Consider the following 14,737-nt stretch of genomic DNA (forward strand, 5'->3'; position numbering starts at 1 on the left):
GGGCTCGATGCCGTTGACAGTCGTATCACCGTTGCTCATGGCGCCACACCCACAGTGCTCAGACCCTCTGTTTCGTCCCAGCCCAGCGCCAGGTTCATGGATTGGACCGCGCCGCCGCCGGTGCCTTTGGTGAGATTGTCGATCGCAGCGACGGCGACCAGGGTGCCCGCACGCTCGTCGACGGCCACGCTGAGTTGTACCGCGTTCGACCCCATCACCGATCCGGTGGCCGGCAGCCGGCCTTCGGGCAACAGCGCAACAAAAGGCTCATCCGCATATGCCTTCTCGTACACGGCACGCGCCTCGGCGGTGGTTGCGGTCGAGGGAGCTGTGCACGTCGCGAGTATGCCCCGGGTCATCGGCACCAGTATCGGGGTGAAGGAGACGCTGACCGGTGAGTTCCCCACGGCCGACAGGTTCTGGATGATCTCAGGTGTATGCCTGTGTGACCCGCCGACCCCGTAGGCACGAGCAGAACCGATCACCTCCGAACCCAGCAGATCGACCCGTGGCGAACGGCCCGCGCCCGAGGCGCCGGTCACCGCGACGATCGTCAGTTGCGGACCGACGATTCCCGCCGCGACAGCGGGTAGCAACGCAAGTGTGCTCACCGTCGGATAGCAGCCCGGCACTGCGATTCGCGAGGCACCGGACAAGATCTCGCGGTTCCCGGGAAGCTCAGGCAGGCCGTAGGGCCAACTGCCGGCGTGATTTCCGCCGTAGTACTTGTCCCACTCCGCCGAGTCCTGCAAGCGGAAGTCGGCACCGCAGTCGATCACCAGGGTGCTGGGCGGCAACGCGTCGGCGACCGGCCCCGACGTGCCGTGCGGGAGCGCCAGGAACACCACGTCGTGGCCGGTCAGCGCTTCGGTGGTGGTCTCGCCGAGTTCGCGATCCGCCAGCGGCAGAAGGTGGGGATGATGGGCACCCATCAGCGACCCCGCGTTCGAACCAGCGGTGAGCGAACCGATTCGCATCTCTCCCGAGATGTACTTGGGATGGCCGAGCAACAGGCGAAGAATTTCCCCGCCCGCGTACCCGCTGGCTCCGGCGACAGCCACTGACACAGTCATGTGATTCATTATGCACGTTGCCGCAAGTTAATTCATCAACCCACCATTGACGGCCGCGTTCGCGCGGTCTACCTTTTTCATCAGGCAATGAATTCAACACGAGATGAATTGAGACCGCCATGGCACAGCCAGACTCCACCACCGACCCGCAACCCGCCGTCCGAATCGACAACCTGGTCGTCAGGCGCGGTAGCGCTCGTGCACTGAACGGCGTGACGCTGTCGGTACCCCGCGGATCGATCACCGGACTGCTCGGACCATCGGGGTGCGGGAAGACCACGCTCATGCGTTCAGTGGTGGGCACTCAACGCATCACGTCCGGCTCCGTCACCGTGCTGGAACGCCCTGCCGGCGCGAAAGAACTCCGCGGACGCGTCGGATACGTGACGCAGGCTCCCTCGGTCTACACAGATCTCACCGTCGAAGAGAATGTTCGTTACTTCGCCGACCTCTATCGTCGTCGCGACCTGATCAACGACTCGATTCGCGCCGTGGGTCTCGACGATTTCCGTGGGCGCCGAACTGCTCAGTTGTCAGGCGGTCAGCGCAGCCGGGTGTCGATTGCCTGCGCCCTCGTCGGTAGTCCCGAGATCTTGATACTCGACGAACCGACCGTGGGGCTCGACCCGGTTCTGCGGGCGGAGTTGTGGGTGCGTTTCCGTGCCCTGGCCGACACCGGGACCACCCTGCTCGTGTCCAGTCACGTGATGGATGAGGCCGACCATTGCGACGCCCTCGTGCTGATGCGCGAAGGCGGAGTCATCGCTGAACTCACACCGGACGAACTACGCGCGCGGACACATCAGACCAACCTCGAACAAGCCTTCCTCGCCCTGATCACCGAACGGACCGCATCATGAATGCCACCATCGCCCTCTCGACCACCGGCCGAGTTCTGCGGCAACTCAAGGCCGACCCACGAACGATCGCCATGATCCTGCTCATCCCGGTGATCTTGATGACGTTGCTGTACTTCATGTTCGAGAACCAGGTCGGTCCTCCCGGCGGACCCGAGCCGTTCGATCGGATCGCGCTCGTTCTGCTCGGAGTGCTCCCATTCGCCATCATGTTCTTGATCACCTCGATCGCGATGTTGCGCGAGAGATCGTCCGGCACGTTGGAACGACTGCTCACCACACCCATGAGCAAGGCGGACCTCCTGGTCGGCTACGGCGCCGCGTTCTCCACGGCCGCGATGGCCCAAGCAGCACTTGCGTGTGTCGTGTCGTTCTGGATTCTCGGACTGCAGACGGCCGGAAGCATCGGATGGGTTCTCGTGATCGCGATCCTGGACGCCATCCTCGGCGTCGGTCTCGGATTGTTGTGCAGCGCTTTTGCCCAGACCGAGTTCCAGGCCGTCCAGTTCTTGCCGGTGGTGGTCATCCCCCAGTTGTTCCTGTGTGGACTCTTCGTCCCGCGAGCCGATCTGCCGCGGTGGCTCGAGATGATCAGCAATGTGATGCCGTTGAGCTACGCCGTGGAAGCGCTCGATCAAGTGGGTAGATACACCGACCCGACCGGCACGATGTGGCGGGACCTGTTGGTTGTACTGCTGTGCACCATCGCAGCACTGGCGTTGGCCGCCGCCTCGCTGCGGCGACGGACCGAGTGATGGACCGGCTCGTCCGGCGCAACCGGCACCTTGAGATGATGCCGGGGTGAGCGCACCGAGACGATCAGGACGGCGCCCAGGTGAACCTGACACCAAGGGACAGATCTTGACGTCGGCCCGCACACTCTTCGCTCGTGACGGACTCGACCGCACATCCATTCGTGCGGTCGCCGCGGACGCGGGGGTGGATCCGACACTTGTGCATCACTACTTCGGCACCAAACACAAGCTGTTCCTGGCCGCGATCGAATTGCCCATCGATCCGCTCGACGTGGTGGGGCCCCTGCGCGAGATCCCGATTGACGAACTGGGTCCCACCCTCGTCCGAACCGTGGTGGGGGTATGGGACGGCGAACTGCAAGAATCCGGAATCGCGTTGCTGCGCACGGTGATCAGTGGACCCGACCCGACGCTGATCCGAACCATGGTGCTCGAGGTGGTGCTCGCAGATATCACCGAACGCGCCGACAATCCCGCCGGCACAGGGCGACTGCGGGCCAACCTCGTGGGCAGTGCGGTACTCGGCATGATCATGACGCGGTACCTGCTGCGTTTCGAACCCCTCGCTTCGCTGCCGGCCGACGACGTGGTCGCCAACCTCGGACCAACGATCCAGCGGTACCTCACCGGCCCCATCAGTTCGTAGGGCATTGGGGCATCACCGATCTCGTGTCGGTGTCAGCACGCCATTCGAGCAGCCGGCCGCGAGGCGGCGCCCGGTCGATCAGCTCCGCATCTGTGCACCGACAGTCGCCGTCGCCTGTGCGAGCGCGGCGTCGCGGGCTGCAGTGGCCTCGTCTTCGGTGAGGGTGCGGTCGGATGCCCGGAAGCGCAGGGAGAAGGTCAACGACTTGCGGCCGTCCCCCACCTGCTCACCGGTGAACACATCGAACAGAGCAATGCTCTCGAGCAGCTCACCTGCGCCGGCGGCCAGCGCGGCCTGCACATCGGCGGCCGCGACATCGGCGTCGACGACCACTGCGAGGTCTTGCAGCACGGGAGGGTACGGCGAGATACGCGGCGACACCAGGCGCTCGCTGAGCGGTACGGCGTCGATGTTGATCTCGAGCGCCAGGGAGCGTGCCGGAAGGTGCATCTTCTCGAGCACCGCCGGATGCAGTTCACCCGCCCAGCCGACCACGGAGTCATCGACCAGAACGTCGGCGCAGCGGCCCGGATGCCAGGGCACCTCGGAGCCCGAGCGCAGCGTCAGCTCGACACCGGCAGCCTGGCCGATGATGCGTACGGCATCGAAGACGTCGGTGGGGTCGGCCTGACGCCCCTTGCCCCACGGCCCTGCCGGCTCTCGCAGACCCGTCAGAACGGCGGCGACATGCAGCGGCTGCGCGGGCAACGAACCGATCAGCTCGGCGACCTCGTCATCGGTGGGTCGACGATCAACCGGCAGCGCCGGCACCGGGTGCACGCCGGCACCGGCCAGCACCACCTGACCGATTGCGAACATCGACAGATCACGTTGTCCCCGAGCAAGGTTGCGCCCCACCATCTCCAACAATCCGGGCAGCAGGGTGGAGTTCAACTCCGGACGGTCCGCTTCCAGCGGGTTGAGCACCTTGACGGTGTTGCGGCGCGGATCGTCGGCCGGGAGGTTCCACACGTCGAACACATCGGCAGGCATGAACGGGTAAGGCAGCACCTCGACATAGCCCGACAACGCAAGGCTGCGTCCGATGCTGCGTCGGCGGCGCTGGGCCGGGGTCAGGCCAGTGCCGCCAGGAGCCGTCGGAACGGCAACCGGGATGTTCTCGTAGCCCTCGAGGCGTAGCACCTCTTCCACGAGATCGGCGCTCTGTCGTAGATCGGGACGCCAACTCGGCGGGACCACTGTGAGGTTGTCACCGGACGCGGCGACCTCACAGCCGACTTGCTCGAGGCGCCGCACCGCGGTGCCATCGGGATAGGCGATACCCGCGGTGGCCGAAGGCGCCGACAACGCCATCGTGACCGGAGTCTGCGGAGCCACATCACCGACATCTGTGTAGACGGGATCGATTGTGCCACCGCAGATCTCGGTGAGCAGCTGGGCAGCCCTGAGCAACGCGACATCGGTGATACGCGGGTCGACCACCCGCTCGAATCGCTTGCTCGCCTCACTGGTGAGGCGATGCCGTTTTGCCGTACGGAAGACCGCAACCGGATCGAAGGTAGCGGCTTCGAGCAGCACGTCGCTGCTTTCGAGGTTGATCTCGGTGGACGCCCCGCCCATCACACCCGCCAACGCGATGGGTCCCGACTCGTCGGTGATCACAACGTCTTCGGGGTCGAGAACGCGGACGGCATCGTCGAGCGTGGTCAGCTTTTCCCCGGCGAGTGCGCGGCGCACCACGATCTCGCCCGACAGTTTCGCAGCGTCGAAAGCGTGTAGCGGTTGGCCCAGTTCGAGCATCACGTAGTTGGTGATGTCGACAGCGGCCGAGATAGGACGCACACCGGCCAACATGAGCCGTTTGACGAGCCACCACGGCGACGGAGCTGTCGGGTCGATGCCACGGACGACAGCTGCGCTGTACCGCGTGGCCCCCGACGCCGGGTCGATACGTACAGGCCAGCCGGAATCGCCTGCGCTCGCGGACAGGTCGGGTTTGTCCGCGGGATCCACGAACTCCAGATCGAAGCTGCAGGCGAGCTCCCGGGACAACCCCCGGACCGAGAACGCGTAGCCGCGGTCGGGAGTGACATTGACGTCGATGACGGTGTCGTCCAGGCCCAGGACCACGCGGGCGTCGGACCCCGGGGCGGCGATGTTCGGGGGCAACACCAGAATCCCGCTGTGATCGTTGCCGATGCCCATCTCCGACACCGAGCAGATCATTCCGTCGGACACCCTGCCGTAGGTCTTGCGTGCCGCGATGGCGAAGTCGCCGGGCAAGACGCTGCCTGGCAGAGCCGCGACGATCAGGTCACCCTCGGCGAAGTTCTGTGCACCACAGACGATTCCGCGATCAGCGGCTTCACCGACGTCGACCTGGCAGTACCGGATCGGCTTCTTGAACTCGGTGAGCTGCTCGATGTGGTTGACCCGGCCGACCACCAGCGGACCGGTGATCACGGGCAACGAGCGGATCTCTTCGATCTCGAAGCCGACCCGCACGAAGCCTTCATCGATCTGGGCAGACGATGCGCTCCATCCGGGCGCGCCACGTTGCAGGACTTCGGTCAGCCACGACTGCGCTACTTGCACTGGGACTCAGCTCTTTCGTTCGGAAGGAAATCAGGCGCCGGGGCCGAAGGGCACCGTGAATCGGATGTCGCCCTCGACCATGTCGCGCATGTCGGGCAGGTCGTTGCGGAACTGCAGCGTGCGTTCGAGACCCATGCCGAAAGCGAATCCCGAATAGACCTCTGGGTCGATTCCGCTGGCGCGCAACACATTAGGGTTGACCATGCCGCAGCCACCCCACTCCACCCAGCCTGCGCCGCCCTTCTTACCGGTGAACCAGACGTCCACCTCGGCCGACGGTTCGGTGAACGGGAAATAGCTGGGCCGCATCCGGGTCACGGTCTCGGGTCCGAACAGCGCCTTCGCGAACAGGTCGAGCGTGCCGCGTAGATGCGCCATGGTCAGTCCCTTGTCCACGGCCAGACCCTCGACCTGGTGGAACACCGGGGTATGGGTGCTGTCGAGTTCGTCGGTGCGGAACGTGCGGCCCGGGCAGGCGACGTAGATCGGGAGGTCACGCGAGAGCATCGCGCGGACCTGGACGGGTGAGGTGTGTGTGCGCAGCACCTGCCGTGAATCGGGTGGAGCGATGTAGAAGGTGTCCTGCATCGACCGCGCCGGGTGGTCGGGCAGGAAGTTCAGCGCATCGAAGTTGAAGTGCTCGGTCTCGACCTCAGGCCCTTCGGCGATCTCCCAGCCCATCCCGACGAACACGTCGGCGACCTGATCGGCGATCACCGTGATCGGATGCCGCGCTCCCGTCGGACGACGCGCACTGGGCAAGGTGACATCGATGGTCTCGGCGACCAGGACGGCCGCGTCGCGTTCGGCGGTCAAGACCGCCAGTCGTTCCTCGTAGGCGCGCTGGACCTGGCCGCGGGCGATGTTGACTCGCTTGCCCGCTTCGGCCTTCTGCTCTTTGGGCAGCGCGCCGAGCTCGCGGCGGGCCAGAGCGATCGCCGACTTGTCCCCCATGTGTTCGGTCTTGGCGACCGCGAGCGCGGGCAGGTCGACCGCGTCGGAGAACGCTGCCACAGCGGCGTCCACTGCGGTCGCGAGTGACTTGTCCGCCTCGCTGATTGGGATCGACTCGTCGGCCACGGCTGCGGTAACTCCTGCTCGTCAGATGTTGGGGAGAAAGGTTCAGGGGGTCGGGCTGGACCCCGTACGAGGGTAGTCGACACCCGAATGCGCATCGGCGCTGGCATACAGGCAGATCGCGGCCGCAGCAGCCAAGTTGAGGCTCTCGGCCCGGCCCCTGATCGGGATCGAGATGCGATGGTCGGCGCGGCCGAGGATGTCCTCGGACAGACCGTGCGCCTCATTGCCGAAGAGCCAAGCAGTGGGACCCGACAACACGTGGCCGGCCTCGGGCAGACTCAGCTCGGCATTCCCGGATGTTGCGCAGATCGCGACCCCGGCGGCACGCAGTTCTGCCAGGACCACATCGATGTCACGCTCACGAGCGATGGGGATATGGAAAACGCTTCCGGCGGTGGAACGCACACACTTCCCGTTGTGGGGGTCCACACTGTCGCCTGCCAGCACCACGGCGTCGGCGCCCATTGCATCTGCAGTTCGGATGAGCGTGCCGGCATTGCCGGGGTCGGTCATCTCGACGGGCACCGCAAGCAGGCGAGGCGAGGTCGCCAGTACGTCGGCGAGGGGTACGTCGACCAGGTCGGCAATCACGAACAGACCAGTGCTGGTGACCGTGTCGGCAAGCTTGGACGCGGCGCCCTCTGTGATCGCGCAGACCTCGATGCCCGAGCGCTGAGCGTCGTCGATCAGGTCGACGTGCCGGAGGTGCGCGTCGTCCGTCGCGAGCAGGACTCGGGCGCGACGACTCTGTAGTGCAGCCGCCACCGAGTTGGCGCCCTCGGCCAGGAATGCGGCTGCTTTGCGTCGGCCGGCGGAACGGTGCAGTTTGGCGTACGAAACAATCCGCGCCGAACGTTCGGTGAGAACGTCCGGCGCGGACATGTTGTTGGCGGGCTCGATCAGGCGGCCGGCGCGTTGACGTCCGACGGCAGCGCCTTCTTGGCGACAGCAACCAGACCGGTGAAGGCCTCGGGATCGCTGACGGCGATCTCGGCGAGGATCTTCCGGTCGACCTCGACACCAGCGATCTTCAGACCCTGGATGAAGCGGTTGTAGGTGATGTCGTTGGCCCGGGCTGCGGCGTTGATCCGCGAGATCCAGAGCTTGCGGAACTCGCCCTTGCGCGCCCGGCGGTCCCGGTACGCGTAGGTGAGCGAATGCAGCTGCTGCTCTTTGGCCTTGCGGTAGAGCCGCGAACGCTGTCCGCGGTAGCCCTTGGAAGCCTCCAGGGTTGTACGACGCTTCTTCTGGGCGTTTACCGCCCTTTTTACGCGTGCCATCGTTGATTTACCTCTTAGTAGTGCGGCTGCCGGGAACCGGCCAGCGGGTGGTCTGTGGGGAGCGTCAGATCTTCAGCAGGCGCTTGATGCGGGGAGCATCGTTCTCGGAGACGACGACGGTGCCGTCGAGACGACGCGTGCGCTTGGTGGGCTTGTGCTCCATCAAGTGGCGACGGTTTGCGCGCTGGCGGACGATCTTGCCACTGCCGGTCACCTTGAATCGCTTCGCGGTTCCCTTGTGGGTCTTTGTCTTGGGCATGGTTATGCCTTTCTTCTCGGTCAGCCTGGGAGGCGGTCAGCCTTCAGGATTTGCGGCCGGAGCCGGTCCTGAATCTGCCGCAGGCTTACTGGGTGCACTCTGCGCTGGTTGCGCTTTCGGTGCCTGAGCTTGTGCTTGAGCTTGTGCTTTGGTCTTGGCGCCCTTGTGCGGGGCCAGAACCATCGTCATGTTGCGGCCATCCTGCTTGGCGGAGGTCTCGACGAACCCGTACTCGCCGACGTCGTTGCCCAAGCGCTGCAGCAATCGGTAACCGAGCTCGGGTCGCGACTGCTCGCGTCCGCGGAACATGATCGTCACCTTGACCTTGGACCCGGCTTCGAGGAAGCGGATGACGTGACCTTTTTTGGTCTCGTAATCGTGGTCGTCGATCTTGGGGCGGAGCTTCTGCTCCTTGATGACGGTCATCTGCTGGTTGCGACGCGATTCGCGCTGCTTCTGTGCCGCCTCGTATTTGAACTTGCCGTAGTCCATGATCTTGCAGACCGGCGGGCGCGCGTTCGGGGCCACCTCGACCAGATCAAGATCGGCCTCGATAGCCAAGCGCAGGGCATCTTCCACGCGGACGATGCCGACCTGCTCCGAGTTCGGTCCGACCAAACGGACCTCGGGAACTCGGATGCGCTCATTGATACGAGTCTCAGTGCTGATGGGGCCTCCTCATTTGTGTCCGCGTACGTAGGTGGTTCCTCGTGGCAGACGTTTTCTGTCGGGTTGGACCGCGGGAGCAACTGGTGAAGACAGATCCTCAGCGAAAAGGCCCCGGCTCGATGAATGTTCATCGACGGGGCCCACACCGACCGGTTCATGTCACCTATCGCATCCCAGCGATCACAGCCTCCAACTCAGAGGCCACCGGAAATATTCCGCTGACGCGGATACCTCCGGCGACAAAACCGGACCGTTCAACTGTGCGGGCTTCTTGCGAAGACACCGACGTCGAGCGGTGGGAGTGTGAACTCCACTTGCAACCCCGGCGTACGCCAGGGCGGTCGTAGGTGGAAGTCTAACAGCCATGACGGAAAACGTGAATTCCGAGCCCGAGGTGCGCGACCTGGCCGAGGTTCCGGCCATCGAGGTGATCACGCGTGCTGCGGTGATGTTGATGAGTGCAGCGGCGGAAAAGCTGGGGTTGTCCGAGAGCGACCCGTCGACCAGTCCGCACTTCGACCTCGACGAGGCGCGGAAACTGATCGGCGCACTGGCCGGACTCGTACAGTCGTCGGTTGCCGACCTCGGTATCCACGCCGCTCCCCTGCGCGACGGCCTCAAGAGTCTGCAGCTCGCCTTCCGCGAGGCCAGTGCGCACCCCGATGAACCGGGCAAGGGCCCGGGCGAGAAGCAGACCGGCCCCGTCACCGACTAGCCCGAAGTGTGCCCTTCTGGCGGAGGCGACCTGGGTATTCATTCGCCAGAAGGGCACACTTTCGGGGGCCGGAAGGGTCAGTGGGTGACGGCTCCGACAGACGCCGAACGGACCAGCTTGGCGTACTTGGAAAGCACACCCCGCTGGTACTTGTGGTCGAGAGGCTGCCAATCCTGTTTGCGTGACTCCAGCTCGTCGTCGTCGACGAGGAGGTCCAATGTCCGCGCAGCGATGTCGACGCGAATGCGGTCACCGTCGCGGATGAAGGCCACCGGTCCCCCGTCGGATGCCTCGGGCGCGAGGTGCCCGATGCACAGGCCGGTGGTGCCGCCGGAGAAACGGCCGTCGGTCAGCAGCAACACGTCCTTGCCGAGGCCGGCCCCCTTGATGGCGCCGGTGATCGCGAGCATCTCGCGCATGCCCGGTCCGCCCTTAGGACCTTCGTATCGGATGACCACCACGTCACCGGCTTTGATGACGCCGTCGGCGAGGGCGGCCAGCGCACCCTGCTCGCGCTCGAACACTCGCGCCGGACCCTCGAAGGTGTCGGCGTCGAATCCCGCGGACTTCACCACCGCGCCCTCGGGGGCCAGCGAGCCATGAAGCACCGTGATCCCGCCGGTCTTGTGGATGGGGTTGCTCAGCGTGCGGATGACGTCGCCGTCGAGTGGCGCGATGTCCATCGCAGCGAGGTTCTCCGACAACGTCTTTCCGGTGACGGTCAGTGCATCCCCGTTGAGCAAGCCGGCGTCGAGCAGGGCCTTCATGACCACCGGGATACCGCCGTGACGATCGAAGTCGTTCATCACGAACCGGCCGAAGGGTTTGAGGTCGCCCAGGTGGGGGGTGCGGTCACCGATGCGGTTGAAGTCGTCGAGATCGAGATCGACATCCGCTTCACTGGCGATGGCCAGCAGGTGCAGGACGGCATTGGTGGAACCGCCGAGGGCCATGGTGACCGTGATGGCGTTCTCGAGCGCAGGTTTGGTGATGATGTCGCGGGCCGTGATGCCGAGACGGATCAGGTTGACCACTGCCTCGCCGGAGCGGTGCGCGAAGGCGTCACGCCTGCGGTCCGCTGCGGGCGGCGACGCCGATCCCGGCAGGCTCATACCCATCGCCTCAGCGATCGACGCCATCGTGTTCGCGGTGTACATACCTCCGCAGGCACCCTCACCGGGACAGATGGCGCGCTCGATGCGGCCGAGATCCTCCTCGGACATCGAACCGACCCGGCAGGCCCCGACGGCTTCGAAAGCGTCGATCAGCGTGACGTCCCGCTCGGTGCCGTCACTCAGCTTGACCCAACCGGGGGCGATGGTGCCGGCATAGAGGAACACCGAGGCGAGGTCGAGGCGAGCGGCGGCCATCAGCATCCCGGGCAGAGACTTGTCGCAACCGGCGAGCAGAACCGACCCGTCGAGCCGTTCGGCCTGCATCACGGTTTCCACCGAGTCGGCGATCACCTCCCGCGACACCAGGGAGAAGTGCATGCCCTCGTGGCCCATCGAGATGCCGTCCGACACCGAGATGGTGCCGAACTGCAGTGGATAACCACCGCCGGCGTGCACGCCCTCCTTGGCCGCCTGCGCGAGCCGATCGAGCGAGAGGTTGCACGGTGTGATCTCGTTCCACGAGCTCCCGATGCCGATCTGGGCCTTACCCCAGTCCTCGTCGCCCATTCCGACCGCTCGCAACATCCCGCGGCTGGGTGCCGCCGAGATCCCGTCGGTGACGGTGCGACTGCGCGGCTTCATGTCAACCATGGTGCTGACTCCTACTCGGTGGATGGGACAGCCGGTCGGCCGCGATCAACTCGCTGCGACCTCTTGCTTACGACCAGTCTGCTTCGCCGCAGCTTTGCGTGCGGGCGTTTTGCGCTTGGGCTTGGCTGGGACGGACGCGACCGTCTGCGGTTTGAGCATCTCCGCGAGGAACTTCCCGGTGTGGCTCTCCGGCACTGCTGCGACATCTTCGGGCGTACCTTCCGCCACGACCGTGCCGCCACCGGAACCACCCTCCGGCCCCATGTCGATGACCCAGTCCGCAGTCTTGATGACGTCGAGGTTGTGCTCGATGACGATCACGGAGTTGCCCTTGTCGACGAGCCCGTTGATCACCTTGAGCAGCTTGCGGATGTCCTCGAAGTGCAGGCCGGTGGTCGGCTCGTCCAACACGTATGCCGTGCGTCCGGTCGACCGCTTCTGGAGCTCGGCGGCCAGCTTCACACGCTGCGCCTCGCCACCGGACAGTGTCGGGGCCGGCTGTCCGAGTCGGACGTAGCCCAAACCGACGTCGTTGAGGGTCTTGAGGTATCGGTGGATCGAGGTGATGGCCTCGAAGAAATCGACGGCCTCCTCGATCGGCATGTCCAAGACCTCGGAGATGGTCTTGCCCTTGTAGTGGACCTCCAGCGTTTCGCGGTTGTACCGCGCACCGTGGCACACCTCGCAGGGGACGTACACGTCGGGCAGGAAGTTCATCTCGATCTTGATGGTGCCCTCGCCGGTACACGCCTCGCAGCGACCGCCCTTGACGTTGAACGAGAATCGTCCCGGCTGGTAGCCACGAACCTTCGCCTCGGTGGTCGCGGCGAAGAGAGTACGGATCTTGTCGAACACACCGGTGTAGGTGGCCGGGTTCGACCGCGGGGTCCGACCGATCGGCGACTGGTCGACGCGCACCAGCTTGTCGAGATTGTCCATGCCGTTGATCCGCGTGTGCCTGCCCGGTACCTGGCGCGCACCGTTGAGCTTGTTGGCCATCACCGTGGCCAGGATGTCGTTGACGAGCGTGGACTTGCCCGAACCCGAGACGCCGGTGACCGCGGTGAGCACACCGAGTGGGAACACCACGTCGATGTTGTCCAAGTTGTGCTCACGTGCGCCGACAACGGTCAGCTGTCGCTTGCGGTCGATCGGACGCCGGATCTCGGGGACCTCGAGGAACTCTCGACCGGACAGATATGCACCGGTCAGGGACTCGGTGTTGGTCAGCAGATCCTTGTAGCTGCCGCTGTGCACCACACGCCCACCGTGCTCGCCGGCATACGGTCCGATGTCGACGATCCAGTCGGCCGAGCGGATGGTGTCTTCGTCGTGCTCGACGACGATGAGGGTGTTGCCCAGGTTGCGCAGCCGGGTGAGGGTGTCGATGAGACGACGGTTGTCGCGCTGGTGGAGACCGATCGATGGTTCGTCGAGCACGTACAGCACGCCGGCCAGACCGGAGCCGATCTGGGTGGCCAGGCGGATGCGTTGCGCCTCGCCGCCGGAGAGCGATCCGGCAGCCCGTGACAACGACAGGTACTCGAGACCGACGTCCAGCAAGAAGGTGATGCGGGATTGCACCTCTTTGAGCACACGTCCGGCGATGGCCTGCTCGCGCGAGCCCAGCTTGAGGTCGGACAGGTAGTCGGCGCACTCGGCAACGGACAACGCACACACGTCCGCGATCGACTTCTCACCGAAACGCTGGTGATCGAGGGTCACGGCGAGGATCTCGGGGCGCAGGCGGGCGCCACCGCACTCGGGACAGGGGATGTCACGCATGTATCCCTCGTACCGGTCCTTCATCTGCTCGGACTCGGTCTGTTCCATGCGCCGGTGCAGGAACGACATCACACCTTCGAACTCGGTGTAGTACGAGCGCGTGCGGCCGTAGCGGTTCCGGAAACGGACGTGCACCTGGTGGTCGCTGCCGTTGAGGATCGCCTTGCGCGCCTTGATCGGGAGCTTCTTCCACGGTGTCTTGGTGTCGAACCCCATCTCGTCGCCGAGGCCTGAGAGCAACCGGAGGAAATAGTCGGCGTTGTGGCCGCCGGACCACGGCGCGATCGCACCGTCGGCAAGCGACAGGTCCGGGTCGGGCACGACGAGTTCCTCGTCCACCTCTTTGCGGATGCCGAGCCCGTCGCACTCCGGGCACGCACCGTACGGCGAGTTGAACGAAAAGGACCGCGGTTCGAGGTCGTCGATGGCGATCGGGTGGCCGTTGGGGCAGGCCATCCGCTCGGAGAAGCGCCGTTCCCGGTGGGGGTCGTTCTCCTCCAGGTCGACGAAGTCGAGGACCACCACACCGTCGGCCAGGCCCAATGCGGTCTCGACCGAGTCGGTGAGTCGCTGTTTGGCCGAGGACTTGACGGACAACCGGTCCACCACGACCTCGATGTCGTGCTTTTCCTGCTTCTTGAGCTTTGGCGGATCGGTGAGCGGGTACACCACGCCATCGATCCGGGCACGCGAAAAGCCTTGTGTCTGAAGAGTTCCGAACAGGTCGACGAATTCACCCTTGCGGGTGCGGACCACCGGCGCCAACACCTGGAAACGGATGCCCTGCTCCATCTCGAGCACCTGGTCGACGATTTGCTGAGGGGTCTGCTTCTCGATGGCCGAACCGCACTCGGGGCAGTGGGCCTTGCCCGCACGTGCGTAGAGCAGACGGAGGTAGTCGTAAACCTCGGTGATGGTGCCGACGGTGGAACGCGGGTTCCGGTTGGTCGACTTCTGGTCGATCGAGACCGCGGGTGACAGCCCCTCGATGAAGTCGACGTCGGGCTTGTCCATTTGACCGAGGAACTGACGCGCGTATGCCGACAACGACTCGACGTAGCGGCGCTGTCCTTCGGCGAAGATCGTGTCGAACGCCAGGCTCGATTTTCCCGAGCCGGACAGCCCCGTGAAGACGATCAAGCTGTCACGCGGGAGGTCGACGTCGATGCCGCGCAGGTTGTGTTCGCGGGCTCCGCGCACGATGAGGCGATCAGCCACAGTGGTCCTTTTCGGTGTCGAATCGGGGGTACCGACCGCATGCAGGTCGGAAGGTCGGTGTCAGCCAGGGGCGTACCC

The 14,737-nt window shown here is 65.0% G+C and carries 13 protein-coding genes; 4 read left to right on the plus strand and 9 right to left on the minus strand.

Annotated elements, in window-relative coordinates; translation table 11 throughout:
• Window positions 1-35: 35 nt before the first annotated feature.
• Window positions 36-1,073 carry an N-acetyl-gamma-glutamyl-phosphate reductase gene (argC, locus tag WIMU1_RS18055; RefSeq protein WP_062799790.1) on the minus strand — a complete coding sequence of 346 codons (1,038 nt, stop codon included), beginning with the start codon at window positions 1,071-1,073 and terminating at the stop codon, window positions 36-38.
• Between the two features lie 119 nt (window positions 1,074-1,192).
• On the opposite strand from argC, the gene WIMU1_RS18060 reads away from it, so the two are divergent.
• The 3 genes from WIMU1_RS18060 to WIMU1_RS18070 are packed head-to-tail and all read left to right on the plus strand — an operon-like array spanning window position 1,193 to window position 3,331.
• Window positions 1,193-1,933 (plus strand): ABC transporter ATP-binding protein, encoded by a 741-nt coding sequence (locus tag WIMU1_RS18060; protein ID WP_062799289.1) that lies wholly within the window; start codon window positions 1,193-1,195, stop codon window positions 1,931-1,933.
• The gene (locus WIMU1_RS18065) at window positions 1,930-2,685 is read left to right on the plus strand and encodes an ABC transporter permease (protein WP_062799291.1); all 756 of its coding nucleotides are present in this window, start codon (window positions 1,930-1,932) and stop codon (window positions 2,683-2,685) included. Before WIMU1_RS18060 ends, WIMU1_RS18065 begins: the two co-directional genes overlap by 4 nt.
• A gap of 46 nt (window positions 2,686-2,731) precedes the next feature.
• A complete protein-coding gene (locus WIMU1_RS18070) occupies window positions 2,732-3,331 on the plus strand; it encodes a TetR/AcrR family transcriptional regulator (RefSeq protein ID WP_062799293.1) in 600 nt (199 codons plus the stop codon).
• A gap of 78 nt (window positions 3,332-3,409) precedes the next feature.
• On the opposite strand, the gene pheT is transcribed toward WIMU1_RS18070, so the two are convergent.
• The 6 genes from pheT to infC form a co-directional block, all read right to left on the minus strand.
• Window positions 3,410-5,887, minus strand: a complete 2,478-nt coding sequence (gene pheT / locus WIMU1_RS18075; protein ID WP_062799295.1) for a phenylalanine--tRNA ligase subunit beta — start codon at window positions 5,885-5,887, stop codon at window positions 3,410-3,412.
• A 30-nt stretch (window positions 5,888-5,917) separates the two neighbouring features.
• Window positions 5,918-6,967 (minus strand): phenylalanine--tRNA ligase subunit alpha, encoded by a 1,050-nt coding sequence (gene pheS / locus WIMU1_RS18080; protein WP_062799297.1) that lies wholly within the window; start codon window positions 6,965-6,967, stop codon window positions 5,918-5,920.
• Window positions 6,968-7,009: 42 nt separating this feature from the next.
• The gene (locus WIMU1_RS18085; protein ID WP_062799299.1) at window positions 7,010-7,849 is read right to left on the minus strand and encodes a TrmH family RNA methyltransferase; all 840 of its coding nucleotides are present in this window, start codon (window positions 7,847-7,849) and stop codon (window positions 7,010-7,012) included.
• 17 nt (window positions 7,850-7,866) lie between these two features.
• Window positions 7,867-8,247 carry a 50S ribosomal protein L20 gene (rplT, locus tag WIMU1_RS18090; protein WP_030173202.1) on the minus strand — a complete coding sequence of 127 codons (381 nt, stop codon included), beginning with the start codon at window positions 8,245-8,247 and terminating at the stop codon, window positions 7,867-7,869.
• 64 nt (window positions 8,248-8,311) lie between these two features.
• The gene (gene rpmI / locus WIMU1_RS18095; RefSeq protein WP_023960686.1) at window positions 8,312-8,506 is read right to left on the minus strand and encodes a 50S ribosomal protein L35; all 195 of its coding nucleotides are present in this window, start codon (window positions 8,504-8,506) and stop codon (window positions 8,312-8,314) included.
• Window positions 8,507-8,542: 36 nt separating this feature from the next.
• Window positions 8,543-9,175, minus strand: coding sequence for a translation initiation factor IF-3 (gene infC / locus WIMU1_RS18100; protein WP_051721925.1), 633 nt, complete (start codon window positions 9,173-9,175; stop codon window positions 8,543-8,545).
• A 364-nt stretch (window positions 9,176-9,539) separates the two neighbouring features.
• Between infC and WIMU1_RS18105 the strand changes: the two genes are divergently transcribed.
• Window positions 9,540-9,890 carry a DUF1844 domain-containing protein gene (locus WIMU1_RS18105; protein WP_023960690.1) on the plus strand — a complete coding sequence of 117 codons (351 nt, stop codon included), beginning with the start codon at window positions 9,540-9,542 and terminating at the stop codon, window positions 9,888-9,890.
• A gap of 77 nt (window positions 9,891-9,967) precedes the next feature.
• Here the strand turns inward: WIMU1_RS18105 and ilvD are convergent, their stop codons facing one another.
• Together ilvD and uvrA are read right to left on the minus strand one after the other, a co-directional pair.
• Entirely contained in the window at window positions 9,968-11,656 is a 1,689-nt protein-coding gene (ilvD, locus tag WIMU1_RS18110) for a dihydroxy-acid dehydratase (RefSeq protein WP_062799301.1), read from the minus strand.
• Between the two features lie 45 nt (window positions 11,657-11,701).
• On the minus strand, window positions 11,702-14,659 hold the full coding sequence (gene uvrA / locus WIMU1_RS18115; protein WP_062799303.1) for an excinuclease ABC subunit UvrA: 2,958 nt from the start codon (window positions 14,657-14,659) through the stop codon (window positions 11,702-11,704).
• Between the last annotated feature and the right edge of the window lie 78 nt (window positions 14,660-14,737).

The organism is Williamsia muralis NBRC 105860 (assembly GCF_001598915.1).
In the GTDB taxonomy this organism is placed as follows: Bacteria; Actinomycetota; Actinomycetes; order Mycobacteriales; family Mycobacteriaceae; genus Williamsia; species Williamsia muralis.

Coding starts and splice junctions, on each gene's coding strand:
- argC (WP_062799790.1), bottom strand. CDS start 1,073: ATGACTGTGTCAGTGGCTGTCGCCGGAGCCAGCGGGTACGCGGGCGGG.
- WIMU1_RS18060 (WP_062799289.1), top strand. CDS start 1,193: ATGGCACAGCCAGACTCCACCACCGACCCGCAACCCGCCGTCCGAATC.
- WIMU1_RS18065 (WP_062799291.1), top strand. CDS start 1,930: ATGAATGCCACCATCGCCCTCTCGACCACCGGCCGAGTTCTGCGGCAA.
- WIMU1_RS18085 (WP_062799299.1), bottom strand. CDS start 7,849: ATGTCCGCGCCGGACGTTCTCACCGAACGTTCGGCGCGGATTGTTTCG.
- rplT (WP_030173202.1), bottom strand. CDS start 8,247: ATGGCACGCGTAAAAAGGGCGGTAAACGCCCAGAAGAAGCGTCGTACA.
- rpmI (WP_023960686.1), bottom strand. CDS start 8,506: ATGCCCAAGACAAAGACCCACAAGGGAACCGCGAAGCGATTCAAGGTG.
- WIMU1_RS18105 (WP_023960690.1), top strand. CDS start 9,540: ATGACGGAAAACGTGAATTCCGAGCCCGAGGTGCGCGACCTGGCCGAG.
- ilvD (WP_062799301.1), bottom strand. CDS start 11,656: ATGGTTGACATGAAGCCGCGCAGTCGCACCGTCACCGACGGGATCTCG.